This window comes from Opitutus terrae PB90-1 (assembly GCF_000019965.1).
GTDB lineage: Bacteria > Verrucomicrobiota > Verrucomicrobiia > Opitutales > Opitutaceae > Opitutus > Opitutus terrae.
In genome coordinates this window covers 2,310,410-2,337,351 of record NC_010571.1, presented here as the reverse complement: position 1 = coordinate 2,337,351, position 26,942 = coordinate 2,310,410, and the positions used below count along the sequence as shown (strand labels likewise).

The following is a 26,942-nucleotide window of genomic DNA, read 5'->3' as shown; positions in this document are numbered from 1 at the left end:
CCTGAGCGAAGCCGTCGCCGCTGCCGTCCCGGCAGCGGGCCGGTGGTTTGTTTTCGTTCGCGCGCGGAGTGCTGATCGCGGTCGCCTCCGGCCATGAACCATCTGCGCTTTGCCTCCCGGCAGCTGCTGAAATCGCCCGGTTTCACGGCCACCGCCGTGCTCTCGCTCGCCCTCGGCATCGGCGCCGCCACCACGCTCTTCAGCGTGCTGCAGGCACTCGTGCTCGATCCCTTCCCGTATCCACGCTCCGGGGAGATCGTTTACGTCCGCTCCAACGGCGGCCAGCCGCTCTCGTTTCCCGATTTCCGGGACCTGCGTGAGCGCAACCGCAGCTTTGTCGATTTCGGCGTCTACCGGCCGGCGCGGATCAATCTGGGCGCGCAAGAGGCCGAGTCGCTTGCCGCCATTCAATGCACCGCCGGCGTCCTGCGGGCGCTGGGCTCCCGCCCCGCACTCGGCCGTTGGTTGGACGAAGCGGACGACCAGCCCGGCGCCGCGCCGGTCGCCGTCATCAGCCACGGGCTGTGGCTGCGGGCGTTCGGTGGTGACGCTTCGATCGTCGGCCGGACCGCCCGGCTGGACGGAAGACCGACCGAAATCGTCGGGGTCATGCCCGCGGACTTTGAGTTCTCTTCCCCTTCGTATGCGGGCCAGGACTATCAGGCGTGGCTCCCGCTGCACGGTGAGCCAAACGACCTGGAGCAGCGTGGAAATCACTGGCTGCTCGGCGTCGCACGGCTGAAACCGGACGTCCCGCTCGCGACCGCCGATGCCGACGTCAAGGCGATCGGCGCGCAACTCGCCGCCCAGTTTCCCGACACGAACACGCACAAGCCAATGCTCGTGCGTTCGCTCCGCCAGGAAATCACGCGCGACACGGCGTCGGGGATGAAACCGCTCGGCGGAGCCGTGGCGCTGCTGCTGCTGGTCGGCTGCGCCAACGTCGCCGGGCTCCTGCTCGCCCGCGGCACCCGGCGGCAGGGCGAGTTTGCGATCCGGCTGGCCATCGGTGCATCGCGTCCCGCCCTGGTGCGCCAACTGCTGACCGAAGCGCTCCTGCTCGGGCTTCTCGGCTGCGCGGTCGGCGTGCTGCTCGCCGCGTGGGGCACCGATGCCGTGCGCCAGCTGATCCCGTCCTCACTCGTGATCGAGGCGCGCCGCGCCGCCATCGCGCTCGATGGCCGCGTGCTGGCCTTCGCCACCGCCACCGGCTTCGTCGCCGCGCTGATCGCCGGCGCGGTGCCGGCGCTGACCGCCGCGCACGGCTCGGTCGCCGTCACGCTGAACGATGCGGGACGCACCCAGACAGGCTCGCGCCTGCGCCGGCGGTTCCTGCGCAACCTCGTGATGGCCCAGGCCGCCGTGGCCGTCGTGCTGGCCTATGCCGCAATCCTGTTCACCGCGAGTTATCTGAAGGTGTTCGAGACCAATCGCGCGCTGGACACCGATCGCGTGCTCACCGCGGAAGTCGCCCCGCAGGGCGAGCGCTACCGCGCCGTCGCCGCGCGCGTCCGCTTCTGGAACACCCTCATTGAGCGGGTGCGGGTGCTGCCCGGCGTGGAGCAGGCCGCGCTGACCTCCAAGCTGCCGCTGGAAGGCGGCAGCAACTTCGACGTGCTGATCGACGAGCAGAAGTTCGACCCCAAGGTCCGGCGTCCGCTCGTGGAAAACACCGGTGTCTCGCCCGGCTATTTCCGAGCGATGGGCCTCGGCTGGCTGCGCGGGCAGCCGGCGGATTTCACGCGATGGGACGGACCGGACATCCCGGTCGTGATCAACCAGACGATGGCCCGTCAGTGCTGGCCCGATACCGATCCCTTGGGCCACCGCATTCGGATCAACAGCGCCCGCTCACCGTTTCAGTTCCACGTTGTCGGCGTGGTCGAAGACGTGCGTCAGTGGGGTGCTGAAACCAGTCCGCGGCCCGAGCTCTACTATGCGTGCTCGTTGGCGGGCACGCCGGAGGAGGCGTTGCCGGAGGAAAGTGCCTACCTCGTGGTGCGCACGTCAGGCGAAGCCCGCGCCGTCGCGGCGCTGATCCGGCATGAGCTCGCGCTCACGGATGGGGATCTGGCGCTGTCGAACGTTCGCACCATGGGCGAGGTGCTGCATCAGGCCGGCAGCCGGCGCCGGCTGTCGGCGGGCCTGATCAACGCGTTCACGGCCATGGCCCTCCTGCTCGCCGCGGTCGGCATCTACGGCACGTTGTCGTGTGTGATCGCGGAACGCACGCGCGAGATCGGCGTGCGGATCGTCATCGGTGCGCAACCGCGCCAGATCCTCGGGCTGGTCGGCCGGCAGGCCAGCGCGTGGCTGCTCGGCGGCCTGGTGCCCGGAATCGCGCTCTCGGCCGCGTGCTCGCTGGCGCTTCGATCGCTCGTCTACGGCGCCGACCCGCTCGATCCGCTCGTGCTGCTCTCCGGCGCCGGTCTCGTCGGCGGCGTGCTGCTGGCCGCCTGCATTGGCCCTGCCCGCCGCGCCCTGCGCGTGAACCCGGTCGAGGCGCTTCGCGCAGAATGAGCGCCTTCGGCGCTGTGTTAAGTGCAACGTGTAAAGCTCCGATCGCCCCGCACCTCTCCGCCCCTCCTGCCACCTTAGACCTTACACCTTAAACCTTGCTCCTTCCGGCTCCATGATCGCCGATCTGAAATTCGCGTTCCGTCAGCTGCTCAAGTCGCCCGGCTTCACGATCGTCTCGGTCCTCACGCTCGCGCTCGGCATCGGGCTGAACACCTCGATGTTCAGTCTGCTGGATACGCTGTTGCTGCAGCCGCTGCCGTTTCCCGACAAGCCACACCTCGTCCGGATCTACCGTACGACGCCTCAGTCGCAGACCGCCAATCACACCGTCCCCGACTACCTCGAGTTGGAACGCGAAGCGGCGGATTTCGCCACGCTCGCTGCCTACCAAGCCTGGGGCATGACCCTCGAGCAGCCTGATCGGCCGTCGGTCAACCTCATTGCCCTGCGCGTCACCGCCAGCTTCTTCCCGGCGCTCGGTCTGCAACCTGAACTCGGCCGATATTTCACCGCCGACGAGGACCATCCTGGCAACCGCGCGGTCATGCTGAGTCACGCGACGTGGCAGGCCCAGTTCGGCGGCGACCCGGCCGTGATCGGCCGGACGGTGCGCATCGACGGCGAGCCCTGCACGATCGTCGGCGTCATGCCCGCGCGCTTTGCCTCGGTTTTCCTGTGGGGACCGGCCCAGGCATTCCGGCCCTATGCCTTTTCCGACAAGGAGCGCGTGGACCGCGAAGATACGCGGGTGCAGATCCTTGGTCGCTACCGCATCGGCTTGTCGCTCGAACAGCTGAACGCCCGGTTCGCTGCGCTGGCGGTGCGGCTCGCGCCCCTGCGCCCGAGCACGCAAAGCGAGGACGGTCTGCGTGCCGTGCCGCTGCAATCCACCGTGAGCAATCCCGCCACGCTCGGCATTTCGCTGCTCCTTCTCGGGCTCGCCGGCTTCGTCCTCGTGATCGCGTGCTCCAATCTCGCGAACCTCCAACTCTCACGCGCGATTGCCCGCGCGCACGAGTTTGCGATCCGTGCGGCGCTCGGTGCTTCCCGTCGCCGGCTCCTGCTGCCGCTGCTGTGTGAAAGCGTGCTGCTGTCCGTCGCCGGCGGCGGCTGCGGCGTGCTCGTCGCCGCCTGGTCCAACGAGTGGATCTCCAGTCGGCTTTCCGCCAACGGCTTCGTCGCGTTCACCCTCGAGCTCGACTGGCGCGTCCTGAGCTTCGCCCTCGCCGTTTCGCTGCTCACCGGCATCGGTTTCGGGCTCGTGCCCGCATGGCTGATGGCCCGAGTCCGCGTGAATGACACCCTCAAGACTGGCACGCGCGGCAACACCGGCGGCCGCGCCCAGAACCGGATGCGCCACGCCCTCATCGTCGCACAGTTCAGCCTGGCGCTGGTGCTGCTCGCCGGTGCCGGCCTGTTCATCCGCGGGATGAACCGCATGCTTGTCCGCGATCTCGGCTGGAATCACGACGGCGTGCTGCAGGTGGTCCTCAACCTGCCGGAGGCCCGCTATCCCACCGGCGCCGAAACCCTCTCGTTCTACACGCGGCTGCAGGAACGCGTCGCCGCATTGCCCGGGGTCGACGACGTCGCGGTCGGCTGGACGCTGCCCGTATTCCAGTTTCTCACCAGCCGGAACTACCTCGTCGAGGGACGCGAGCCGCCCGCGGCGGGACGCGAGCCCGTCGCGAACGTCAACGGGGTCACGCCGTCCTTCGTGCCCACGCTCCAGATCAAGCTGCTCGCCGGCCGGAACTTCACGGCCGCCGACGATGCCTCCGCCCCGCCCGTGGCGATCATCAGCGAATCTATGGCGCGCGCCTTGTTTCCGAACGAAGATCCCATCGGACGCCGGATCGGCGGGCTCGACCCGAAGAACCGCGGCTGGATGGAGATCGTCGGCGTGATGCCGGACCTGCGCTTCGCGTTCAGCGTCACCGCCCCGGCCACCCGCTACCAGGTCTTCCGCCCGCTGGCCCAGGAGACGTGGAATTTCGTCACGGTCGCTGTTCGCACCCGCGATCCTGCACCGCTGGCCGAACCGCTGCGCCGCACGGTGCTCGAGCTGGATTCAACCCTCGCGATCCAGCAGCTCGGCACGGTCGACCAGCTCATCGAGCTGGGCACCGGGGGGCTCCACATGGTGAATACCATCCTTGTCGCCTTCGCCCTGCTCGGCGTCTTCCTCGCCGCTCTCGGGCTCTATGGCGTGATCGCCCGCCTCGTCGTTCAACGCACGCCGGAGATCGGCGTGCGCGTGGCGCTCGGCGCGCAGAGTAGCGACGTCGTCTGGCTGATTCTCCGCGCCGGTCTCACGCTCACCCTCGTCGGCACGCTGATCGGTTTGGCCGGCGCGTTCGCACTCGGCCGGCTGCTTGCCATGGCCACGCCAGAGTTGGTCTCTAATGACCCGCTCGCCATCGCCGCCGTCACGCTGCTGCTGGGCGTCATCGCGCTCGCCGCCTGCTGGCTGCCGGCGCGGAAGGCCCTCCGCGTGAACCCCATCGATGCGCTCCGCGCCGAGTAGCGCCTACGGCGTGTTGAAGTGGAAAGTCAAAGTTCAAGTCCTCCGCTTCGCCGCCCCTCTCTTCCACCTAAACTTCGAGCTTAAACTCCCATGTGCGCTGATCTCCGCTTCGCTCTTCGCCAACTGCTGAAATCTCCCGGCTTCACCGCGATCGCCGTGCTCACGCTCGCGCTCGGGATCGGCGCCAACACCGCGATCTTCAGCGTCGTCAACGCCGTCCTCCTCCAGCCGCTGCCGTATCCGGATCCGGACCGGCTCGTGCAGATCGCCGAAAACCGCGGCAACGGCGCTATCGGTGGCTCCGACGGCGGCGTGTTCCTCGATTGGCAGAGCCAGACTACTCAGATCGATTTCATCGCGGCGTTCCACAACATCGACCGCAACCTCACCGCGGATGCCGACCCCATCCGCGTCAGTGGCGGCGAGGTCTCCGCGCACTACCTGGACGCCCTGGGTGTGAAACCGCTGCTCGGCCGCGGTTTCGTCGAAGCCGACGATGCCCCCGGCGGCAATCGCTACGTCGTCATCCTCAGCCACGAATTCTGGCAGTCCTACTTTCGCGGCAACCCGGCGATCCTCGACCGCACCGTGCAGATGGACGGACAGAATTACACGATCATCGGCGTGCTCCCGCCCGGCGCGCTGCTCACCAACACCGTCAACTTTCTCTCGCCGGCAACGATCCGGACCGACGAATACAAGACTCTGCGCAACTACAACTACGGCTGCAACGTCATCGGCCGGCTCAAACCCGGCGCCACGGCCGAGCAGGCGACCGCCGAGCTTGCGACCGCGCGTAAGGCCATCCTCTCCGAGTATCCGAGTTTCCGGCAGAACTGGACGGTAGCCGTCCGCTCGCTGCATGAATCGATCTACGGCAACACCCGGCCGTTTCTCGTCACGCTGCTCGCTGCGGTCGGCGCCGTGCTCTTGATCGCCTGCGCCAACGTCGCGAATCTGCTCCTCGTCCGCGCGACGTCGCGTCAGGGCGAAATCGCCGTCCGCGTCGCGATGGGCGCCAGCACCGCGCGAATCGTCCGGCAGTTCCTGACCGAAAGCCTGTTGATCGCTTTGCTCGGTGGAATCGCCGGCATCTTCGTGGGCCTGTGGTCCATCAACCCGCTGCTGCGCTACACCGCGCTCAACACGATCCCCGGCGTGAACGTCCAAATCGATCTGACCGTGCTCGGCTTTACCGTTGGCGCCGCGGCCCTCACCGGTCTGCTGTTCGGACTTTTCCCCGCGTTGAGCGCGGCTCGTCCCAACGTCCAGGGCGCGCTGAAGGAGGGCACGCGCGGCACGAGCAGCGGTTCGCGCAAGCGGCTGCAGGGCGCCCTCGTCATCTCCGAAACCGCGCTCACGGTCGTTCTCCTGGTCTGCGCTGGGCTCCTCCTCCGCAGCTTCATGCAGGCGCTCAACGCCGACACGGGTTTCAACCGCGACAACGTTGCCTTCTTCAACCTGACCCAGCCCGCGAGCAAGGCGCCGACCATCGCGCATCGCACGCGCTTCATCGCCGACGTGCTCCGTAACCTGCGGCAGATTCCCGGCGTTTCGTTCGCGGGCATGGCCTCCTCCACGCCGATGAACGGCCGCACGGGGTTCGGCGACGTCGTCAGCCGCGAAGACCAACCCAACACGCGCGACGATCTGCGCGCCGGCTTCGATTCGGCCGACGGCGAGTATTTCCAGACCTTCGGCATTCCGCTGCTGCGCGGCCGGTTCTTCTCCGAAGCCGACAACCGCGCAGAGGCGCCGCGCGTGATGATCATCAACGACACGCTCGCCCGCCAGCTCTTCGGCGAGGCCGACCCACTGGGCCAGTTGATCCATTTCAAGGACGCCGCGTGGGAGATCGTCGGCGTCGTCGGCAGCGTACGCCAGCTCCGGCTCGACCTGAATCCGTTCCCCCACCTCTACGTGCCGCCGGTGCATTTCCCCTGGCACACGATGTTCGCCGTGCGGACGCAAGTCTCGCCGCTCACGCTCGCTGACGAGCTCCGCGGCGCCGTACGTCAGGTCGATCCGCAGATCCCCATCGCGAACCTGACGACACTTGATCTGGCCGTGGAGCGATCGCTGCAGGGCCGCCGCACGGTCATGGGCCTGCTCGTAATCTTCGCCGCGGTGGCGCTCGTGCTCGCCTGCATCGGGATTTACGGCGTCATGTCGTATTCCGTTTCTCAGCGCACGCGTGAGCTCGGGATTCGAATCGCGCTCGGCGCCGCCACGCACCGCGTGTTGTCACTGGTCCTGCACGACGGACTAAAGCTCGTTCTGTTGGGGCTCATGATCGGCATCGCCGCGAGCTTCGGTGCCGCGCAATTGATCGCGAGCCAGCTTTACGCCACGTCGCAGACTGATTTCACCGTGCTGCTCGCGGTCAGCCTGGTCCTGCTCGTCGTCGCGCTGCTGGCGTCGTGGCTCCCCGCGCGCCGCGCCACGCGCGTCAATCCCGTCGAAGCACTCCGCGCCGAATAGCGCCTCCGGCGTGTTGAAGCGGAAAGTCGAAGTTCAAGTCCTCCGCTTCGCCGCTCCTCTCTTCCACTTAAACTTTTAGCTTAAACTCGCATGTACGCTGACCTCCGCTACGCCTTCCGCCAGCTGCTGAAATCGCCGGGCTACACCGCGGTCTCCCTCGTCATCCTCGCGCTTGGCATCGGGATCAACACCACGCTCTTTTCCGTGGTCGATCACGTGCTACTCCAGCCGCTGATCTTCCCCAAGGCCGACCGACTGGTCAGCCTCGTCGAACGCTCCGGCGAAACCGTCCATCCGGCGGTGAACTACGAGAACTTCGTCGCCTGGCGCGAGGCCCAGCATTCCTTCACCGCGCTCGGCGCCGCCAACGTCTGGAGCGAAGCCGTGCGTGGCCCAGGTGACGCCGAACACCTGACCGGCGCACAAATCACCTTCGACTATCTTCAAGCCCTCGGCGTTGCTCCCCTCCGCGGCCGGCTGTTCACCGCCGAGGATGATCAGCCGAAAGCCGAACGCACCGTCGTGCTGAGCGAGCCGCTCTGGCGCCGGATGTTCGGCGGCGAGGATTCCGCCATCGGCGGCAAGCTAAGCATCCGCGACCAGTCCTACACAATCATCGGCGTCCTGCCGCGCGGCGTCATCCAGCCCGTCGTCGAATGCGAGTTCTGGGTGCCCGTGGCGCCTTTCGTCTGGGACCTCGTCGGCCAGCCCAATCGCCCGCCGGGACCCTTCGTCGTCCTCGGCCGGCTGAAGCCGGGGGTAACGCTTGAGACGGCCCGCCACGACATGACTACCATTGCGCAGCAACTCGCCGCCACCCATCCGGCGCTGAAGGACCGCGGGATCGTGCTCACGTCGTTGCACGATTCTCTGCTCGGCAGCGCTCGGGCGATGTTGTGGCTCCTCCTCGGCGCGGCGAGCGGCGTGCTGCTGATCGCGTGTGCCAACCTTGCCAGCTTGCAGCTGGCCCGCGCGCTCGGCCGGCAAAGGGAATTCGCGATCCGTAGTTCCCTCGGCGCCGGCCGCGGCCGGCTCATCGCACTGCTCCTTGCCGAATCCTCGCTGCTGGGGCTCGTCGGCGCCGCCGCGGGCGCAGTCGTCGCCGCCTGGTCCATCGATGCCGTGCGCACCTGGCTGCCCGCCGGGCTCCCGCGCCTCGATTCGCTGGCGCTCGACCGACGCGCGCTCGGCTTCGCCCTCGCCGCGGGTGTGCTCGCGGTGTTGCTCTCCAGCCTCGCCGCGGTGTGGCACCAACTCCGCGGTCGTCCCCGCTCCGCCGCTAGCCTCGCCTGGGCGGCGCAACAGCGCCCGTCCGGCCACCGCTGGCTCTTCGGTCTGGTCACCGCGCAGATCGCCATCACCTGCCTGCTCCTGGTCGGCACCGGGCTGATGGTCCGGTCGCTCTACCGCCTCTACCACGCCAACCTGGGCTTCACTCCGGTGCGCGTGGTCTCGTTCGTCTGGGCCCCGCCCCTCGAGGATGCGCCGCGGGCCGCGATGCTTGAACGCGCCGTCGCCCGACTTTCCGTGCTGCCCGGCGTCACCCAGGTCGGCGTCATCTCCGAAATGCCGCTCGGCGGCGACTACTTCGTTCGGCCCCTCAGTGTCGAAGGCCTGCCGCCTCCTCCACCGAACCAGCAACCGCAGGGCGCGAGCTTCAGCGTCACCCCGGGCTACTTCTCCGCCGTAGGCATGCCCATTCTGCGCGGCCGCGGATTTTCCGACCGCGATAACACGATGGCGGCCCCGAAGGTCGCGGTGATCGACACTCGTCTCGCCGCCCTGCATTTTCCGGGACAGGATCCCATTGGCCGCCGGATCAAGTTCGGCACGTCGGGCGACGGCCGACCGTGGGTCGAAGTGGTCGGCCTCGTCGAGCATGTGGAAAACCGCGGGCTCGGAAGCTCGACCGACGTGCAGGCTTACATTCCTTACGGGCAGCGCGGCGCCCCCTGGCGAATGTCGTTCGTCGTGCGCGGTTCCGGCGACACCGCTCCGCTCCTGAGCGAGATTCGCCAGACGATGCGCACGCTCGCGCCGGACATTCCCATTTACTCGCTCGCGACGATGGACGCCCGGTTCGACGCGACCATCGCCCCGCAGCGGCTGACGGGCGGCCTGCTCGGCGTGTTCGCCAGTCTCAGCATCATCCTGGCGACGGTCGGCCTCTACGGCGTGCTGTCGTATCAAGTCGGCCAACGCACCCGCGAGCTCGGCATCCGCCTGGCGCTCGGTGCCCAGCCGAAGCAGGTTCTCACGATGGTCCTGCGCCAAGGCGTTGCCGTGGCGGCCGTCGGTGGACTGATCGGGCTGGTCGCCGCCGGCGTGAGTTCGCGCCTGCTCAAGCATCTGCTCTACCACGTCGCGCCGACAGACCTGCACACCTTCGGTGCCGTGCTCACGCTGGTCCTGGCCACCGCGTTGCTGGCCTGCTGGCTCCCCGCCCGCCGCGCCACCCGCGTCAACCCCGTCGACGCGCTCCGCGCCGAGTAGATCTCTCTGCCTCGCCGACCTCGCCCTGCTCTCAGCTCTGAACTCTTGGCTCTCAGCTCATGCTCTCCGACCTCCGCTACGCCTTCCGCCAGCTGCTGAAATCGCCCGGCTTCACCGCCGTCGCGGTGATCACGCTCGCCGTCGGCATCGCCGGCACCGCCGCCGTCTTCACGGTCGTCAAAAGCCTGCTCCTTGATCCGCTTCCCTATCCCGAGGGCGACCGGATCGGACAGATCTGGACGAAGTCCAGCGGCTCGCACTTCGACTTCAAGCCGCTGTCCACCCCCGATCTCCTCGATATCCAGGAGCAAGTCGGAGGACTCGAAGCCGTGGGCGCATTTTCGCCGCGACGCTACACGCTCGGTGGCGACCAGCCCGAGTCGGTTGAGGGCGCCTATTGCACGCCCGGTGTTTTCTCTACGCTGAAAGTCCCGCCGCTTCTCGGCCGCTGGTTCAGCGCCGACGACGTGGCCGGCCAGGACGGCGCCGCGGTCGCGATCATCAGTCATTCACTCTGGCAGAGCCGGTTTGCCGGACGACCCGATTGCATCGGTCGCACACTGCGGCTCGATGGCCGCAACGTCACGATTGTCGGCGTGATGCCGCCCGGCTTCGAGTTGCTGTCGTTGTGGACGCGCGAGCGCCGGTTGCAGATCTTCCTCCCGCTGGTGCTTCGCCACCAAGGTGCCAGCCGCGGCGATTATTGGCTCGCTTCGCTGGCCCGGCTAAAGCCAGGCGTCAGCGCCAGCCAGGCCGACGCAGAACTCGGCGCCGTCGCCGCGAAAATCCGCCAGTCCACGCCCGACGCCGATCCGCGCAAGGAATTTTGGTTCATGCCGCTGCAGCAGGGACTCGGCGGCCTGCCCGCGCTGCGCATCTCGGTCCTGCTCGCCGCCGGCTGGACCCTGCTGGTCCTCGCGGCGCAAAACGTCGCGAGCATGATGCTCGCGCGCGGTATCAGCCGCCAATCCGAGATCGCCGTGCGCGTGGCGCTCGGTGCCTCGCGCCTGCGCATCATCCGCCTGGTGCTCGCCGAGAGCATCCTGCTCGCGCTGCTCGCCAGCGGCGCCGGCTTTCTGCTGACGCTCTGGGGCCTCGACGCGCTCCGCGCTGCGTTGCCCGCCGCCGTCATGCCGCGCGCCGGACTCGTCGTCGATGGCTGGTTGCTCGGTTGCATCGGATTGCTCGCCGTCTTCGTCGTGCAGGCCGCCGGACTGACGCCCGCACTCCTCGCCTCCAAGACCGATGTGGTGAGCGGCCTCAAGGAAGCTGGCGTCAATCACACCAGCGCCCGCAAAACCCAGCGACGGCTGCGCCGGCTGGTCATCGGCCAGATCGCGCTCGCCCAGTTCCTCGTCAGCATCGCGATGCAGCTGTCTGGAACCTATCAACAAATGGTCGCCGGATCCCGCGCGATGATTTCCGATCAAGTCGTCACCTCCGCCGTGGTCGTGCGCGGCACGCAGTATTCGGACGCAACCCGCGTCGCCTTCTGGGATCGGTTCCTCGCCGCGGTGCAGGCACAGCCCGGCGTGAGCGATGCCGCGGTGACGACCAAGCTCCCGCTCAACGGCGGCATCAGCATGCCGCTGCTCACCGACCAGGAGAGCTACGATCCCGCCTCGCCCCGCCCGTATGTGGAGGTCTCCTACATCTCTCCGCAGTTCTTCGCCGCCCTCAACGCCCGGCTGCTGCAAGGCCGGCCGCTCACCGAGCAGGACTCCGCCGTCCCGCGCAGCGCCGTGGTCATCAACCGCACCATGGCCCAGCGTTACTGGCCCGGGCAAAATCCCATCGGGCACCACCTTCGCCCGGCGCAGTCGGGTGAAACCTGGTCGGGGCAGATCGTCGGCGTCGTCGAGGACATCCGCCAATTCGCCGAGCGTCCCGCCAAACCCGAAGCCTACTTCGCGTATTCCGACAGCCCGTGGCCCGAGGGCTTTCTCGTCGTGCGGAGCCGCGCCGGCCTCCCCGTGCCGGTCGACTCGATCCGCGCCGAGCTGGCCCGGCTCGATCCGGATCTGGCGCTCGCCGACGTCAAGTCCATGCGGAATCACTTCGACGATTCCGGCCGCGTCCTGGCTATTGTCACCTCGGTAGTGGACGCGCTCACCGTCGGCATTCTTGCACTCGCCGCGCTCGGACTCTACGGCACGCTCTCGTTCACCTTCGCCCGCCGCCGCCGTGACATCGGCGTGCGCGTGGCCTTCGGCGCCGCCCCGCGCGACATCGCCACGCTGGTCGTGCGTCAGGCGCTCGCGTGGGTTGCGCTCGGCGGCGTGATTGGGGCCCTCGGCTCCTGGCTGATCGCGAAAGCCGTCGGCGCCATGCTCGCCGACGCCACCCCACTGAGCCTCCCGCAGCTCGCCGCGAGCGTTGCCACCGTGCTCGCCGCCGCGGCGCTCGCCTCCTGGCTCCCCGCGCATCGCGCCACCCGCCTTAACCCCATCGACGCGCTCCGCGCGGAATAGTCGAAGCAGGAAGTTGAAGTCGAAGTGACCGACCTCAGTGCCCTGCGATCTCCGAATCCCGATCTCCGCTCCGTCTCTCATCTCTCAGCTCGAGACTCTGGGCTCCCCTCAACCCTCATCTCTCAACTCTCAACTCTCAACTTCTATGCCCACCCGTCGTTTATTCCTGCACTGCGCCGCTCTGCTCGGCGCCGTTGCGTTCGTGGCCTGCGCCACGCATGCCCAAACCGCCGCGCCGGCTCGCACCGATGCGCCGCTCGATTTCTGGGACATTGTCCAGTCGCGGCGCTCGGTCCGCGCGTTCAAGCCCGACGCGCCCGTGCCGGCGGAACACGTCACGAAGATCCTCGACGCCGCCCGGATGTCCGCCACGTCCGGCAACCAACAGCCGTGGAAATTTCTCGTCGTCCGCTCGCCCGAAAAAATCCGTGAGCTGAAGGAGGCCTGCCTCGCCGCAGCGGCCGAGCACTTCGCGCAGCATCCCGAGTATTATCCGAACGTCACCAAGGAACAGTTCACGAAGTCGGCGCAGGCCACCTATGACGGCTATCTCTCCGCGCCGGTTTACGTGGTCGTTCTCACCGACAACCGCTCGAAATACCCGGACTACAATCACTATGATGGCCCGCTGGCGGCCGCAAATCTGATGCTGGCCGCTCGCGCCCTCGGCTACGGCACGGTCTTCCTGACCGATTCGATTCCCGATTCCGTCACGAAAGCGGTCTTCAAGATTCCGGACTACTACACGCGGGTCTGCATCACGCCGATTGGCGTGCCCGTCGAGTGGCCGCAGCCGCCCAAGAAAAAGCCGCTCGAAGATTTCGTCGCCTACGAGTCGTTCTAGCCCGGAAATTTCATGAACGAGAGTATTCATGTGCTCGAAATTTCCGTCCGCCTGCGGCGGAGCGACTTTGTCGCGGCTAGCCCCGACAAAGTCGGCCCGAAGGGCGGATCTTTCACGATGTTCGTGAAAGATCCGGGCTAGTCGCGCGGCGGCGGAGGTGAACAAGTCCGAAGCAGCAGGTGCCGCGAACAACCGGCACCGCCCCGTCGACTCAACCTCCGCCGCCTCCCAGCTCAGCTGTCCACCGTCCACCATCCACCGCCCACCATCATGTTCTCCGTCCGACTCCTCCTCGCCGTGCTCATGCTCGCCGGCGTCTCTTTCACGCCCCTGCTGGCCGCCGATTCGGCGCCCGCCGCCACCACGGCTGCGCCGCTGCTCGCCTTCTCTTTGAAGGATCAGTTCGACCGCGAGCACACCGACGCCAACAGCGTTGGCCAAGTCACACTCCTGACAGTCGCCGACCGCAAGGGCAGCACTTTCATCGGCAACTGGTCAAAGGCCATCGGCGAGGAACTGGAGCACACCGCGCATCCGCCCGTTCGCTGGGTGGGCGTGGCGACGCTCTCCGGCGTGCCCTCGTTCATGCGCGGAATGGTGAAGAAGATGTTCGGCAGCGACGCGAAGCACTGGACGCTGATGGACTGGAAAGGGCACTTCGCCAAAACCTACGCGCTCCCGTCGGAACGCGCGTGCATTCTCGTGTTCGCGCCCGACCGCCGGCTCGTCTTCCAGACCAGCGGCCAGAAAGTCGACCCCGCTGCGGTATCCGCCATTGTCGCCGCGATCGTCGCGGCCGCTCCGACTCCGGTCGCCACCGCCACACCCAGCTCCTCGCCTTGAGCTCGCCGCTCCGGCCTGCAACGGCTGCGGCACTCAGCTCTCAACTCCAGACGCCCGGCCCTAGCGGCGCAGCAGGGTTCACGCCTCCTCTCAGCTCTGGACGCTCAGCTCTAGACTCCTCTGTCCATGTCCGACCTTCGCTTCGCGCTCCGCCAGCTCGCCAAGTCGCCCGGATTCACCGCGATCGCCGTGCTCACGCTCGCGCTCGGCATCGGCCTCAACACGGGAATCTTCAGCGCGCTGAAGGGCGTCGTTCTTCGGCCACTCGCCGGCGTTCCTGACTCGCGTGGCCTGGTCACCGTCTACTGGACCACGCGCGGCGGCGACCGGTTGACGCTGTCCTACGTCGAGCTGCGCGAGTTTCAGCAACGCGCGCGCTCGCTGACGCAACTCGAAGCAACGGGCGCGATGACGTTCAGCCTCGATGACGGCGTGCTCGCGCGCCGCGTGTGGGGCGAATACGTCACCGGCGGGCTGCATGCTATGCTCGGCCTCCAGCCCCACCTCGGTCGATTGCTCCAGCCGGAGGACGATCATTTTCCCGGCGGTGCGCTGGTGCTCGTGCTCTCGCATCGCTACTGGCAACGTCGGTTTGGCGGCGATCCCACGATCGTCGGTCGCGGGGTGCGATTGAACGGTCGACTTTGCACCATCGTCGGCGTCGCCCCGCCAGACTACCTTGGCACGACCGTTGGCTTCGGACTCGATGTGTTCGTTCCGGTCGCGGCGGCGGAACAGCTGCGGCCGTTCGGCGGCAACGGCACCGATCTGTTCACTAAGCGCGATTTTCGCACGCTCGCGACCGTGGCGCGGCTGCGGCCGGGCGTCAGTTTCGAACAGGCTCGGGCGGAAATCGCGGCGATCAGCGCTGCGCTCGCGACGGAGTTTCCCGCAGAATACCAGGGCAAGAGCGCCATTCTGGTTCCGTTCACGCGTTCGCCGTTCGGCGCGCAAACCTACATGACGCCGATCTTCTCGCTGATGCTCGGCATGGCCGCGCTTGTCCTACTGATCATGTGTGCCAACGTCGCCAACCTGCTCCTGGCGCGCGCCGCCAGCCGCATCCACGAGGTCGCCATCCGGCTTGCGCTCGGGGCCAGTCGACTCCGGCTGGTTCGTCAATTTCTGACCGAGAGTGTGGTGCTCGCGCTGCTGGGTGGCGCGCTCGGCGGCCTGATCGCCTCCGGCACGCCGGAGCTCCTGCGTGCGGTGTGGCCGGATACCGCGAAGACGCCGGTGGTGCTGAATGCCGAACCTGATGCGACCGTGTTCGCGTTCACGCTCGCCGCCTCGCTGGGCAGCGCCCTGCTGTTCGGATTGTTGCCCGCCCTGCAGGGCGCCCGGACGGTGGTGTTGCCGGCGCTGAAGGCCGGGCCCGCGAACGGCTCGCCCACGCGCACATGGGGCCGCAGCGCCTTGGTCGTGGCGCAGATCGCCGTCTCCGTTCCGCTGTTGGTGATCGCCGGGTTGCTTTTGCGCAGCGCACAGCGACAGAAGTCCGCGGACTTCGGCTTCGATCCAGCGCACGTCGCGCTGATGTCGATCGACCTGCGGCCAAATGGCTACGACCAGGAGAACGGCCGCGATTTTTGTGACCGGCTTCTGCACGAACTCGGCCGTCTGCCAGGCGTCGAGGTCGTGAGCCTCGCCAACCAGCTGCCGCTGGAAATCGTGCCACGCACCCAGAGTGCGATCGAGGTCCCCGGCTATGTCCCCCCGCCGGAGGAAGCGCTCCAGGTGATGTTCAACACGGTGACGGCGGACTATTTTCGGACGCTGCGCATCCCGCTGGTCGCCGGACGGGATTTCGCGGCAGCCGATCGGAACAGCGCCGCCAAGGTCGCCATTGTCAACGAAACGATGGCCGCGCGCTATTGGCCGCACCAGAACCCGCTCGGCCGGACCTTCCGCGTTTGGGGCGAGACACGCGAAGTGATCGGCGTGGTGCGCAACGTTAAATATCTCACGCCCACCGAACCGCCGCACCCGTATTTCTATCTGCCGCAAAGCCAGTCGTTCCAATCCGACCTGACGATTCAGGTGCGCACCAGCGGAGATCCCCGGTTGCTGATCAAACCGATGATCGACTGCATCGCTCAACTTGATCCACGACTGCCGGTATTCGGCGTGGAGACGATGGCCGACTACATGAAGTTCGCTCTGTCGATTTCGTCGTTCGCCGCCAACGGTCTCCTGCTGGCCGGGCTGCTCGGGCTGACGCTCACCGCGCTCGGCGTGTTCGGCACGATCAGCTACGCGGTGGCGCGGCGCACACGCGAAATCGGCGTGCGGATGGCGCTCGGAGCGCGAACCACCGACGTCGTCCAGCTGGTGATCCGCCAAGGTCTTTGGCTCGCCGCGATCGGCGCCGTGCTCGGGCTGATCGGCGCTGCGGCCTCCACGCACCTCGTCCGCAGTTTCCTCTTTGAAACCACCACGTCGGACCCACTCACCTATCTCGCGGTGCTCCTCCTCGTCGCCGTCACGACGCTGCTCGCCTGCTGGCTGCCAAGCCGCCGGGCCACCCGCATCAATCCCACCGACGCGCTGCGCGCCGAGTAGCTCCGCCGCTCGCGCAGCCCCGTATCCCCTGCCTCGACTCCATCATGAAAACCAAATCCGTTCTGCTCCTCGTCGGCGGCATCGTGCAGACGCTGTTCGTCGGTCTGCACATCGCCATGGCTGTTGGCATTCAAGGTCGACCGGCGCCAGCTGGCCTTGCCCCGGACGTCTGGGCCAATCTCAAGGCGAGCATGCATGTCTTCAACGGCACCGTCCTCGCCGCGGTGCTCTGCTTCGCCTACATCTCGATTTTCAAGCGGGCCGAGCTCCTCTCGACCAGCCTTGGGCGAACTCTCTGCGCTTTCATTTCCCTCCTGTATCTGCAGCGCGTCGGCGTCGCTTCTTTGCTGCGCGGTTTCGATGTCGGCTTCGGCCTGCTGCTGCTCGGTCTGGCTGCGGTCTACGCCTTCGCCGCGCTCCCGGAACGGAAACTGTCAACGGCGTCATCGGCCTAGGCAGCGCTGGATTCATAGAGGGCGCGCCGGCCACGACGGCCGCGATGAATTTCCCCGACGACCCGCTTCAATCGGTCCTGCTCTTGGCTCTGGCCTCTCAGCTCTCTGCTTCCTCCCATGCCTCGTCATTTCATTCTCGTGCCTTTCGGCAGCGCCGGTGACGTCAACCCGTTCCTCTGGATCGGACACGAGTTGCAGCAGCGTGGCCATGCCGCGACGCTGATTGCGCCACCGACGTTCGCCGACGCCGCGCGTCGCGCCGGTGTGCCTCACGTGCCGGTCGGCGATCCGGGCCAGTATGAGCGGCTGGTGCGTAATCCCAAGTTGTGGCACCCGTGGCACGGCATGCATCTTACGCTCGGCTTCGCGGGTGACATGACGGCTGAGTACTACGACACCATCGCGGCCGTGCGCGAACGCGCCGGGCCCGATGTTGTCCTGGTCGGCTCGTTGCTCGCGCTCGGCGCCCGGCTGGCGCGCGAAAAACTCCGGCTCCCGCTCGCCACGGTGCACCTCCAGCCATCGGTGATCCTGAGCCTGCACGACACGCCCGTGATGCGCGCGCACCTGGAGTGGTTTGCCCGGATGCCACGGTGGTTCAAACGGCTGTTCTTCGCGCTGCCGAACCCTCTCGACCAATGCGCCGGCCGCTCCGTGCGCGCCGCCTGCCGCACGCTCGGCGTGCCGGCGCCACGCAGCTTGATGCGCGAATGGATGAACTCGCCCGACGGCGTGCTGTGCCTGTTTCCGGATTGGTTTGGTTCACCTCAGCCAGACTGGCCGCCACGTCACCGGCTCGCCGGTTTTCCGCTCTATGATCTTGGCCAGTACCAGGAACTCTCGCCCGCCATCGAGCGCTTCCTCGCCGCCGGACCCGCGCCGGTGGTCTTCACCGCGGGCAGCGCCATGCTCCACGCCCACGAATTCTTTGCGACTGCGCTGGCGGTCTGCCGCGAGCTTCGGCTCCGCGCGGTGTTCGCCACGCCGGATCGCGCGCAACTGCCAGCCGAACTTCCCGACACGATTCTCGCCACCGGCTACGTGCCGTTCAGTCGGCTCCTGCCACGCGCCGCCGCCATCGTGCACCATGGCGGCATCGGCACGCTCGCGCAGGCATTGGCGGCCGGCATTCCGCAACTGGTGATGCCCATGGCGCACGACCAGCCGGACAACGCCCAACGGCTCGTCCGGCTCGGCGTCGGGCGCCGGCTCTATCCGGCAAAATTCACCGTGACGAACGTCACCGCCGCACTGCGCTCGTTGCTCAACAATCCCGAAGTCAGCGCCGCCTGCGAAGCCCTGGCCGCGAAGGTCCAGCTCGGCCAGCCCGCGACCATCACACTCGACACACTCGAGTCACTCCAGCGCGCCAGCTGAGCGCCCCGGACTGCCGTCCACCGCCAAGATCGTCCTCGGCTTCGACTGCATCGGTCCTTATGCTTTCGAGGCCCACCGCGCTCTCATCTCTCATCTCTCATCTCTCATCTCTCATCTCTCATCTCTCATCTCTCATCTCTCATCTCTCATCTCTCATCTCTCATCTCTCATCTCTCATCTCTCATCTCTCATCTCTCATCTCTCATCTCTCATCTCTCATCTCTCATCTCTCATCTCTCATCTCTCATTTCTCATTTCTCATCTCTCATCTCTCATCTCTCCACCCTCAACTCTCAACCCTCATCTCTCAACTTCGCCCCCATGCCCTCCCCCTCCTCACCGCTCTTCAAAGACGTCGCCTTCGTCGTCTACCCGGTCGCCAACGTGAAGACCTCGCGATCCTTTTATGAGGATACGCTCGGACTCAAGGTGACCGCCAATTGGGATGACCAGTGGGTGGAATACGACATCGGCGCCGGCACCCTGGCGATCACCTCGGCCGACGAGAAGCACCGCGCCGGCTCGCATGGAGCCACGCTCGCCCTCGAGGTGGTGGACTTCGACGCCACGATCGCTCATCTCAAAGCGAACGCCGTCTCGATCGCCGATGGTCCGTTTGAATCGCCAGCCTGCCGGGGCTGCATCATTCGCGATCCCGACGGCAACGAGCTGATCGTCCACGCCCGCAAATGACTCCGCCCGTTCGCAGTCTCGGCGCCACGCTCGACGCGCTCGCCGACTCGCTTTTCTTCGCGCGGCCGATCACGTCCGCGGACCGAACCCGTGCCGCGCAATCGATCGCCGCGCGCCAAGGTTTGCCCGGCGCCTATGCCGGCATGTTCGCTCCGACCGATCGCGATCGTGCCGGCTACCGGCTTTTCACCGGCGAACCCGTGCATTCGCGCGTCGGCATCGCGCATCTGCTCGGCGAGGAAGCGTGCCGCGTGCTCACGCTGCTCAACGTGAGGGAATTGACCGTGCAATCAGCGCTGGATCGTGCGATCGCCGGCATGGCCGCGCAACTGGATCGCTGGGAGCGAAGCGGCCACACCAGCGGGACCTATTGCTGCGGCACCTGCTCCGGCGGGTATTGGCGCAACGTCGCCCTCAACCTCTTTCCCCGCTCCGAGGAACGACTGCAGCTCGGGCTGGCCGAGCTGAAACAGGCGCGCACGGGTGACGGCCGCTGGCGAAGGTTCCCCTTATTCCACACGAGCCTTGTGCTCACCGAAATCGCTCCGGAGTTCGCGCGGGATGAGCTCCTTTACGCCGCGGTTCGCTGGCGCCGGATTTTGCCGCGACTCTCAACGTCCTCGGCGCCCTTCGCGCGTCGCCGCGCCGCCGTCGGCCGGCGCCTGCTCGAACAATGCGATCGGTGAGCCCTTTCGCCTGAGCCGCATCTTGCCTGGAGCTCTCGCGCTCCAGGCGAACCGTGCCAAATCGCTTTCTCCCCGACCCGACCACCGGCCACGAACATGGTCCGATCGGACCACGTTCGTGGCTCCCGCCAACCAGCAATTCCGAGGACCAGGGGAACTGACTGTCGGCCGCTCACGATCTGGATCATCAGCGACCGACTGGCGCCAGTCGCGTTGAAACGACCATTTTAGGTCGAAGGCGGCCCGCGCAATTCCCGCCCGACGCCGCCCACCCTTGTTCGTCGGATCTCAGCCGGCTCGGATCAGATGCCTCAGCGCACTACAACGCTGCCGCCATGCCTCGCGGCCGAGATACGGGGTGGGCAACAGCGGTTCGGGAAGAAGCGGATCGCTGCGCACCGCCTTCAGCCACGCCTTCCATTCGACCTGCAACCAACTGCGCCGTGCCGCGACTCCGTCGATCCGTCTCGGCTGGTGCTTTAGCACCTCTAAATAGTTCGCGTAATTTCGGTTGATGGCTGGGAAGCTCCACGCGCCCTTGACCACGTCAGCGTCTGTTTCTCCTGCGCACGGACGAGCTTCGATGAACGAGAACGACTCGGCCTCACCGCTGAGGTCGCGCACAAGCGCCTGCAACCTCTCGCACGGGTCGGGGCTCACCCAAACGCTGTTCTGCAGGTAACCGAACCCGAGTTCGGCCAGCCGGCGGCGAAGCTTGACCCGCAGCGCGCGCCGCTGCTCAGGGATATCGAACAGCGCCACGCGCCAGCGCCCATCCCAAGAGCGGTCCCACTGCGCTTCCGGATCGCGGCCGCCGGCTGCGGCCAGGCGGCCGGCGGCAGTGAGTCGCAGCACTCGACTTAGGTTACCGGCCGTGCTCGGCGCGGCAACCCATCCGCTTCGCTGCAACAGCGCCCAGTGCCGTCCGAAACGTTGCGGACCGAGCCACCGCTCCCACGCGCCGCAGACCGCGATCCGCGACAACTCCGCGGCAGCGTCAGCGAGCGCGAACAGGATCTGCAGCGATGGCGCAACGGACGAGCGCACGCCTCCGAGCGTGCGCTATTCGCTAGCTGGACACAAGCCACGAACGTGGTCCGATCGGACCACGCTCGTGGCTTCGGCAGGATTCGGCCCCCAGGACCGTCACGACGGCGCGTGAAGAGCGGGCGGACGTTCGCCATTGCGCCGACGCGGTGCACAACGCCTTCGTTCGCAATCGCCGCTCTCGCTGCGCCCACGCGGCTCCAACCTCGCTGCGACTACCGCAACGCGCTCGACGCAAGCCGCCAATATCAGGCGTGACGCCCGGGCCGCATTGCGCCATCGTGCCTGCGTCGTCGGCGGACCCGTCCCCCGCGCCGATTGGCTAGCCCCTCACCCCATGCTGAATATCGCGCTGTTCGGTCCCCCTGGAGCTGGTAAAGGCACGCAGTCGGAATTCCTCATCAAGCGTTACAATCTGTTCTACATCTCCACCGGTGATCTCCTCCGGAAAGAGATGGCGGGCAAGACCAAGCTCGGGCTCGAGGCCCAGAGCATCATCGCCGCCGGCGGTCTCGTGTCGGACGAGATCATCGTCCAGATCATCGAGAAAACCATCACCGACAATACCGGCTGCAATGGCTTTCTCTTCGACGGCTTCCCACGCACCTACATCCAGGCCTACATTCTCGAAGGCCTGATGCTGAAGCTGCACACCTCGCTGAGCTGCCTCATCAGCCTGAAGGTCCCGGAGGAGGAATCCGTCCGCCGGCTCCTGAAACGCGGTGCGACCTCCGGCCGCAGCGATGACAACGAGAGCGTGATCCGCAACCGGCTGCGGGAATACAATCAGAAGACGCTGCCCGTGCTGCAGTTTTACCGGGACAAGGGCATCTGCACCGAGGTCGACGGGACCCGCAGCATCGACGAGGTGACCGCGCAGATCACCGAACTCGTGTCCGCCGAGCTGAGCAAGCGGCTCTTCAACGTCGTCCTCTTCGGTTATCCGGGCTCCGGCCGCGGTTCGCAGGGCAAGGCGCTCGCGAAGAAGTTCGACCTCGAATACATCGCCACCGGCCCGATGCTCGACGCGGAGATCAAGCGCGGCACCGAACTGGGCAAAAAAATTGTCGCACTTTACGAGAACGGCCAGCTCGTGCCCGACGAAATCGTCGTGCCGCTCATCGAGCAGAAGCTCGCCGCCTCGAAGGGGGTGAAAGGTTACATTTTCAAGGGCTTTCCACGCACGCTCGTGCAGTCCTATATCCTCGACGGCCTGCTGCAAAAACGCGGATCGTCGATTTCGAAGATCATCGAGATCGAGGTGCCCACGCTGGAGCTCATCCGCCGGCTCGACGAGCGCAGCAAGACGGACGCCTGCATGCCCTACGACAACGCCACCTCGAAGATCGTGAAGCGGCTCAGCGAGCACGAGACGAAGACCGTCCCGGTGATCGAAAAATATAACCAGCTTCACGGCGTGACGAAGATCGACGGGATGGGCTCGTTCGACGAGGTCCTGGCCCGCATCGCCGCCGAGATCGATTCCGGCCTCAAGAGCATGCGGTGAACGGCCCGGGCTGCTGCCACGACGCCCCCTCCGATTCGGCCCGGCCCGATCCTCCGTCTCGAGCGCACGCCAGCGAACTGGAGCCAGAACCGTCAACCGAGCGGTGCGACCGCTTGGCGACGCGCACGCCCGTCAGTCCAACCACTGTCGCCCTGGTCATCCGTGGCCGACAGACTCACGGCGCTCAGTTCCCCTCAATCACTGGACGCCACGATGTCCGAATCACCAGCGCATGCTCGGTTCCAGATGACTGACGCATCCAACCAGACCGACCTCCGATTCACCGAAATCGTTCACGCCCCGGAAGGGTCGCTCGCTTCGCTGCTCCGGCTGGCCTATGGCCCGCTGATCACGCGCAATTCCTCGCGCTGGGCTCCGGAGCTGGCCGCCTGGGCGGACTTCGATCGTGTCGCCTTCCGCACACCAGAAGTGGGACGCTGCGTCTTCCTGAGCTGGCAGCATGAGACCTTGGTCGGGTTCGGCTCCTTCGATCCGCGCGCCGCGCCAGCATCGGCGCGCATCGGCCACCACTGCGTCGTGCCCGATCGCCAGCACCGCGGTCTTGGCACTCTGCAGCTGCAGGAAATTCTGCGGCGGCTGCGCGGTGTCGGTGTGATCGCCGTCGATGCTTTCACGCTCGACCTGCCATTTTTCGCTCCTGCTTGTCATCTCTACGCGAAAGCCGGCTTCGGGATCGTCGAGCGCACCCCGTGGACAAGAGACGCCACGGTGCAGCGCCTGCATTTTCGAAAACTCTATCCGCCCGCGAGCTGAAACCCGCCTGAGTCCGCGGTCCGCTGACCTTCCTCCCTCTGATATGAAAACCAACCGTCGCACGTTCATGAAACACGCCGCCCTGCTCGGCGCCGGCGTTTCGCTCCTCGAACTCTCGCCGCGTGCCGTGGCCGCTGCCGCTGCGGCGCGCGCGCCAGGAACACCGTCCAATCCGACGCTCGATACGATTCACGCGCTGCACTCCACCCACGGCAATTTCACTGATCAGGAGATTCCGGAGGAGACGCTGCAGGCGATCCTCGCGGCCTCGGTGCGATCCGCGAACGCGTCGAACATGCAGTGCTACTCCATCGTCGTCGTCCGCGACCGCGAGACGATGAAGCAGATCTGCGGCTACGCTGGCAGCCGGCTGTTGGTCTACTTCGCCGATCACAACCGACTCGTCGCCAGCGCGAGGGCCCTCGGCCACGTCCACGAGCCCAACACGCTGACGAATCTGATCACGGCGACAGTGGACGCCACCCTCGCCGCGCAGAACGCCGCGCTCGCCGCTCGCTCGCTCGGCGTCGACTACCTGCCGACTAACGGGGTGCATCGCGGCGATATGAGCCGGCTCTGGAAGCTGCTGGATCTTCCGCCGACGTATTGCTTTCCCGTCATCGCGCTCGTGCTGGGCTACGCCACCGAGGAGCCCGCGCACAAAACCGGCCGGCTGACGGGGCCTGGCGTCATTCACGATGGAAAGTATCACGCGCCTACCACCGAAGAACTCGCGGAGCTGACGCGCCGCTACGATGATCCGGAGAGCCACCTGCAGATCGGGTTCGGGCAGCAATGGAAGGAGAACGGTCACCCGCATTACCTCGACTGGATGTTCACGCGCTGGATGAAGCGACGGTCCGCGCCCTCCGGCGAACCGACCGAAATCATGAAGACGATTAAGCGCGTCGGTTTCCTTGAATCTTGATTCGACGGCCCGCCGGCAACGCCAACGTCGGCGCGCCAGACGCCGTCGTCTTCGTGTGTGAGCACCCGGGCGCACTCAAAAGCGCTCCTCGTCCGCGCGCCGGTGGCCACCTTCTGGATTGGGTTCGGCCGCAGACAGCTCATGCTCCCGGCGAATCTCCTCCGAGGTTGCTCGCATGAACGTCCTCTCGCACGCTCTCCTGCCCGCGCTGGCGGCGGCGCCGTTACTCCCGCGGCGGACCCCGCGCGAGTTCTACGCGGCGGCCGGCATCGTGGCGCTCGCCGGTGCGTTGCCCGACGTGTTGCACCCGCACCTGTCGCTCGCGGCGCGCTACGCGAGCTGGTCACACACCGTATTCGCTTTCACCGGCGGAACGATGGTCTTCGTGTTGCTCGCGATGTTCGCGCGTCGCCGGCTGCCGCTCATCGCCCTGCTGCTCGCGCCGGTCGCCTATGCCTCGCACCTCGGACTCGATGGCCTTTCCGGCGGTGTCGCCTGGCTCTACCCCCTCTCCCGCGAGGTGCTCAGTCACCGGTTGATTCGCTATCCCTACTGGTTCCCCATCGACGTCGTGCTCGCCGCGACCGCCAGCGCAACGGTGTTGTGGATGCGCTGGCGTTTCTGGACGGCCGAATCCGCGGGAGCGGCGGCACAGCCGCGCCCCAGCGATCGCGTGTGCTGAGCTGCTCGCCGACCGGTTTGTCGTCGCTCACCCGCCCGCTTCGGAGGTTAACTCCGCAACCGCGCCCGCTGCTTCCCTCATGATCAACTTCGCCGAGCCCGATCTTACCCAACATCCGCCGCGCAGCCCGCGGGCCCGGCTCGGCGGCTTCGCGCAACTCCCGCGGCTGCTCGAGAAAGCCCGCGCCACGCTCGCCGGCAAGAACGGCGAATACGTCTACGGCGCAATGATGGACCGGCAGTTCTTCGCCTTCACCGGCATCGAGGCGCCGGCGCTGCTCGATGCCGTGAAGACCGGCAAGTCCGACTCCGAGATGCTGGCGTGGATCACGGAACATCTGCAGCCGCGCCGCACGCCCGCCGAGATCGCCCAATGGTCCGCGTGGCTCGAATCATTCGCCCCCGGCAGTGCCTCTGGCCACAGCTGGCTCGCTGGCAAAATCGCCGGCTACGGCCCGCAGCGCGACGACATCCGCACCTACTGCGATCATCTCGATCTCGACGACTACGTGTCGTTCGGCGGCCGCGGCTGACGCTTTGATGATCCCCCGAACGCGAAAGGAACGATCGATGAACCACCAGACCCGATTGGGAACAGCCTTGTGGGCAGCGCTCTTCGCCCTGCTGACCGCAAACGCCAGCAACGCGCCGCAACGCGCTAAAATCACGCTGACCCGGCTGGATGGCGGCACGGTCGCCGCCAACGACCTTAACGTGTTCTCGGATACGTCGGCGTATCCGGGGCAGTCGAAGACGCTGGCGGTGAGCTGCTATCTGATCCGTCACGGCGACGACTACCTGCTCTGGGACGCGGGCTTGCCGGCGGAAATGAAGGGCAAGCCGATCGATCCGAAGGCGCCGATGGATGCAACGCTCACGCTGACGCTGGAGGAACAGTTGAAGAAACTCGGCGTGGATCCGGCCGCGATCAGCTACGTCGCCCTGAGCCACTATCATTTCGATCACGTCGGTCAGCTGCCGCGGTTCGCGCATGCGAAGCTCCTGATCGGCGCTCGCGATTGGGCCGCGATCACCGCCCACCCGCCGCAGGCTCACGCCGACCCCGCACCGCTCCTGCCCTGGATTGGCGGAGGCGGCCAAGTGGAACTCGCCCAGCCCGACAAGGACGTGTTCGGCGACGGCACGGTCGTGATGCTCGGGCTGCCCGGCCACACGCCCGGCCATTGCGGACTGTTGGTCCGGCTCGAGAAAACCGGTCCGGTGTTGCTGACCGGCGATGTCACGCATTTCGCCGAGAACTACGCCACGGATGGCGTTCCGACCTTCAACACGGACCGCGCCGAGACCCTCGCCTCACTCGATCGTTTCAAGCAGCTCGCGGCGAATCTGCACGCGGCCGTCATCATCCAACATGAGCCGGCGGACATCGCCAAGCTGCCCACCTTCCCCGCCGCCGCAGAATAGGCCGTCGCGCCCAACGGGGGCCACGCCGGCCGGCCCCCCGGAATGCACCGGCGCCTGTGGCGCGAAACCGTCCGCCCGTGCGGCTATCCAGAAGCGTCCCTGCTCGCATTGATTAGCATCCGCGCTGACGTGCCGGCGCGACGCTTCTCCCCTTGCTCGGCTAGGGGTCGGGGTATTGGCTCCCCCCTAGCCGAACAAGGGAAGCCATGGAAAAAATCGACCTCCTCCAGGGAAACCTCGAAATGATGATCCTCCGCGTGCTTAGCACCGGACCGCAGCACGGATGGAGCATCGCGCAACGCATCCACGTCCTCTCCGCGGAGACGCTGAAAATCGAGGAGGGTTCGCTCTACCTCGCGCTCTACCGCATGCAGCGCAAACGCTGGCTCAAGGCCCGGTGGGGCACGTCCGAAAACAACCGCCGCGCCAAGTACTACGAGCTCACCGAGGCCGGCCTCCGCCAGCTTGAAAACCAGCACAGCGCCTGGGAACGACTCTGCACCGCGATCGCCACGGTGATGCACGCCGAATTGTAGGCGGCGGCTTCACCGTCCCGCCGAGCGAGCGCGTTCCCACCCGCTCCTCTCCGCAAATCAAGCCATTCAGTTCCCCAAGAAAGGCGCGGCAA

The 26,942-nt window shown here is 66.6% G+C and carries 21 protein-coding genes; 20 read left to right on the top strand and 1 reads right to left on the bottom strand.

The features are described 5' to 3' along the window. Window positions 1-93: 93 nt before the first annotated feature. The 13 genes from OTER_RS09515 (at window position 94) to OTER_RS09460 (ending at window position 19,952) form a co-directional block, all read left to right on the top strand. Window positions 94-2,520, top strand: a complete 2,427-nt coding sequence (locus OTER_RS09515) for an ABC transporter permease (RefSeq protein WP_012374697.1) — start codon at window positions 94-96, stop codon at window positions 2,518-2,520. 112 nt (window positions 2,521-2,632) lie between these two features. Beyond that, entirely contained in the window at window positions 2,633-5,047 is a 2,415-nt protein-coding gene (locus tag OTER_RS09510; RefSeq protein WP_012374696.1) for an ABC transporter permease, read from the top strand. A 90-nt stretch (window positions 5,048-5,137) separates the two neighbouring features. After that, a complete protein-coding gene (locus OTER_RS09505) occupies window positions 5,138-7,528 on the top strand; it encodes an ABC transporter permease (protein ID WP_012374695.1) in 2,391 nt (796 codons plus the stop codon). A gap of 90 nt (window positions 7,529-7,618) precedes the next feature. Then, complete coding sequence (locus tag OTER_RS09500; protein ID WP_012374694.1) at window positions 7,619-10,021, top strand: ABC transporter permease; 2,403 nt, start codon at window positions 7,619-7,621, stop codon at window positions 10,019-10,021. A 59-nt stretch (window positions 10,022-10,080) separates the two neighbouring features. Then, a complete protein-coding gene (locus tag OTER_RS09495; RefSeq protein ID WP_012374693.1) occupies window positions 10,081-12,492 on the top strand; it encodes an ABC transporter permease in 2,412 nt (803 codons plus the stop codon). Window positions 12,493-12,637: 145 nt separating this feature from the next. Then, the gene (locus tag OTER_RS09490) at window positions 12,638-13,336 is read left to right on the top strand and encodes a nitroreductase family protein (RefSeq protein WP_012374692.1); all 699 of its coding nucleotides are present in this window, start codon (window positions 12,638-12,640) and stop codon (window positions 13,334-13,336) included. A 12-nt stretch (window positions 13,337-13,348) separates the two neighbouring features. Then, window positions 13,349-13,477, top strand: a complete 129-nt coding sequence (locus OTER_RS26855) for a hypothetical protein (protein ID WP_012374691.1) — start codon at window positions 13,349-13,351, stop codon at window positions 13,475-13,477. Between the two features lie 129 nt (window positions 13,478-13,606). Then, on the top strand, window positions 13,607-14,179 hold the full coding sequence (locus OTER_RS09485; RefSeq protein WP_012374690.1) for a hypothetical protein: 573 nt from the start codon (window positions 13,607-13,609) through the stop codon (window positions 14,177-14,179). Window positions 14,180-14,305: 126 nt separating this feature from the next. Next, window positions 14,306-16,741 carry an ABC transporter permease gene (locus OTER_RS09480; RefSeq protein ID WP_012374689.1) on the top strand — a complete coding sequence of 812 codons (2,436 nt, stop codon included), beginning with the start codon at window positions 14,306-14,308 and terminating at the stop codon, window positions 16,739-16,741. A 44-nt stretch (window positions 16,742-16,785) separates the two neighbouring features. Further along, a complete protein-coding gene (locus tag OTER_RS09475; protein WP_012374688.1) occupies window positions 16,786-17,196 on the top strand; it encodes a hypothetical protein in 411 nt (136 codons plus the stop codon). Between the two features lie 117 nt (window positions 17,197-17,313). Then, on the top strand, window positions 17,314-18,573 hold the full coding sequence (locus tag OTER_RS09470) for a glycosyltransferase (protein ID WP_012374687.1): 1,260 nt from the start codon (window positions 17,314-17,316) through the stop codon (window positions 18,571-18,573). A 321-nt stretch (window positions 18,574-18,894) separates the two neighbouring features. Next, window positions 18,895-19,266: a VOC family protein gene (locus OTER_RS09465; RefSeq protein WP_012374686.1), complete on the top strand. Its 372-nt coding sequence runs from the start codon at window positions 18,895-18,897 to the stop codon at window positions 19,264-19,266. Further along, window positions 19,263-19,952: a hypothetical protein gene (locus OTER_RS09460; protein ID WP_012374685.1), complete on the top strand. Its 690-nt coding sequence runs from the start codon at window positions 19,263-19,265 to the stop codon at window positions 19,950-19,952. The genes OTER_RS09465 and OTER_RS09460 overlap by 4 nt, the downstream gene beginning before the upstream one ends. Window positions 19,953-20,240: 288 nt before the next feature. On the opposite strand, the gene OTER_RS09455 is transcribed toward OTER_RS09460, so the two are convergent. Further along, complete coding sequence (locus tag OTER_RS09455; protein ID WP_012374684.1) at window positions 20,241-20,999, bottom strand: PaaX family transcriptional regulator C-terminal domain-containing protein; 759 nt, start codon at window positions 20,997-20,999, stop codon at window positions 20,241-20,243. Window positions 21,000-21,336: 337 nt separating this feature from the next. Between OTER_RS09455 and OTER_RS09450 the strand changes: the two genes are divergently transcribed. The 7 genes from OTER_RS09450 to OTER_RS09420 all read left to right on the top strand — a co-directional run bounded on the left by OTER_RS09450 (window position 21,337) and on the right by OTER_RS09420 (window position 26,850). Then, on the top strand, window positions 21,337-22,506 hold the full coding sequence (locus tag OTER_RS09450; protein WP_012374683.1) for an adenylate kinase: 1,170 nt from the start codon (window positions 21,337-21,339) through the stop codon (window positions 22,504-22,506). A gap of 246 nt (window positions 22,507-22,752) precedes the next feature. Then, a complete protein-coding gene (locus OTER_RS09445) occupies window positions 22,753-23,280 on the top strand; it encodes a GNAT family N-acetyltransferase (protein ID WP_012374682.1) in 528 nt (175 codons plus the stop codon). A gap of 43 nt (window positions 23,281-23,323) precedes the next feature. Beyond that, complete coding sequence (locus OTER_RS09440) at window positions 23,324-24,208, top strand: nitroreductase family protein (protein ID WP_012374681.1); 885 nt, start codon at window positions 23,324-23,326, stop codon at window positions 24,206-24,208. 175 nt (window positions 24,209-24,383) lie between these two features. After that, a complete protein-coding gene (locus OTER_RS09435) occupies window positions 24,384-24,890 on the top strand; it encodes a metal-dependent hydrolase (RefSeq protein WP_012374680.1) in 507 nt (168 codons plus the stop codon). Between the two features lie 79 nt (window positions 24,891-24,969). After that, on the top strand, window positions 24,970-25,422 hold the full coding sequence (locus OTER_RS09430) for a DUF5069 domain-containing protein (protein ID WP_012374679.1): 453 nt from the start codon (window positions 24,970-24,972) through the stop codon (window positions 25,420-25,422). Between the two features lie 37 nt (window positions 25,423-25,459). Continuing rightward, window positions 25,460-26,314 (top strand): N-acyl homoserine lactonase family protein, encoded by an 855-nt coding sequence (locus OTER_RS09425; protein WP_012374678.1) that lies wholly within the window; start codon window positions 25,460-25,462, stop codon window positions 26,312-26,314. Window positions 26,315-26,520: 206 nt separating this feature from the next. Continuing rightward, complete coding sequence (locus OTER_RS09420) at window positions 26,521-26,850, top strand: PadR family transcriptional regulator (RefSeq protein ID WP_012374677.1); 330 nt, start codon at window positions 26,521-26,523, stop codon at window positions 26,848-26,850. The last annotated feature ends 92 nt before the right edge of the window (window positions 26,851-26,942 follow it).

Excerpts from the sequence above, each read along its gene's own strand:
- OTER_RS09515 (WP_012374697.1), top strand. The coding sequence starts at position 94 with ATGAACCATCTGCGCTTTGCCTCCCGGCAGCTGCTGAAATCGCCCGGT.
- OTER_RS09510 (WP_012374696.1), top strand. The coding sequence starts at position 2,633 with ATGATCGCCGATCTGAAATTCGCGTTCCGTCAGCTGCTCAAGTCGCCC.
- OTER_RS09505 (WP_012374695.1), top strand. The coding sequence starts at position 5,138 with ATGTGCGCTGATCTCCGCTTCGCTCTTCGCCAACTGCTGAAATCTCCC.
- OTER_RS09500 (WP_012374694.1), top strand. The coding sequence starts at position 7,619 with ATGTACGCTGACCTCCGCTACGCCTTCCGCCAGCTGCTGAAATCGCCG.
- OTER_RS09495 (WP_012374693.1), top strand. The coding sequence starts at position 10,081 with ATGCTCTCCGACCTCCGCTACGCCTTCCGCCAGCTGCTGAAATCGCCC.
- OTER_RS09490 (WP_012374692.1), top strand. The coding sequence starts at position 12,638 with ATGCCCACCCGTCGTTTATTCCTGCACTGCGCCGCTCTGCTCGGCGCC.
- OTER_RS26855 (WP_012374691.1), top strand. The coding sequence starts at position 13,349 with ATGAACGAGAGTATTCATGTGCTCGAAATTTCCGTCCGCCTGCGGCGG.
- OTER_RS09485 (WP_012374690.1), top strand. The coding sequence starts at position 13,607 with ATGTTCTCCGTCCGACTCCTCCTCGCCGTGCTCATGCTCGCCGGCGTC.
- OTER_RS09480 (WP_012374689.1), top strand. The coding sequence starts at position 14,306 with ATGTCCGACCTTCGCTTCGCGCTCCGCCAGCTCGCCAAGTCGCCCGGA.
- OTER_RS09475 (WP_012374688.1), top strand. The coding sequence starts at position 16,786 with ATGAAAACCAAATCCGTTCTGCTCCTCGTCGGCGGCATCGTGCAGACG.
- OTER_RS09470 (WP_012374687.1), top strand. The coding sequence starts at position 17,314 with ATGCCTCGTCATTTCATTCTCGTGCCTTTCGGCAGCGCCGGTGACGTC.
- OTER_RS09465 (WP_012374686.1), top strand. The coding sequence starts at position 18,895 with ATGCCCTCCCCCTCCTCACCGCTCTTCAAAGACGTCGCCTTCGTCGTC.
- OTER_RS09460 (WP_012374685.1), top strand. The coding sequence starts at position 19,263 with ATGACTCCGCCCGTTCGCAGTCTCGGCGCCACGCTCGACGCGCTCGCC.
- OTER_RS09450 (WP_012374683.1), top strand. The coding sequence starts at position 21,337 with ATGCTGAATATCGCGCTGTTCGGTCCCCCTGGAGCTGGTAAAGGCACG.
- OTER_RS09445 (WP_012374682.1), top strand. The coding sequence starts at position 22,753 with ATGACTGACGCATCCAACCAGACCGACCTCCGATTCACCGAAATCGTT.
- OTER_RS09440 (WP_012374681.1), top strand. The coding sequence starts at position 23,324 with ATGAAAACCAACCGTCGCACGTTCATGAAACACGCCGCCCTGCTCGGC.
- OTER_RS09435 (WP_012374680.1), top strand. The coding sequence starts at position 24,384 with ATGAACGTCCTCTCGCACGCTCTCCTGCCCGCGCTGGCGGCGGCGCCG.
- OTER_RS09430 (WP_012374679.1), top strand. The coding sequence starts at position 24,970 with ATGATCAACTTCGCCGAGCCCGATCTTACCCAACATCCGCCGCGCAGC.
- OTER_RS09425 (WP_012374678.1), top strand. The coding sequence starts at position 25,460 with ATGAACCACCAGACCCGATTGGGAACAGCCTTGTGGGCAGCGCTCTTC.
- OTER_RS09420 (WP_012374677.1), top strand. The coding sequence starts at position 26,521 with ATGGAAAAAATCGACCTCCTCCAGGGAAACCTCGAAATGATGATCCTC.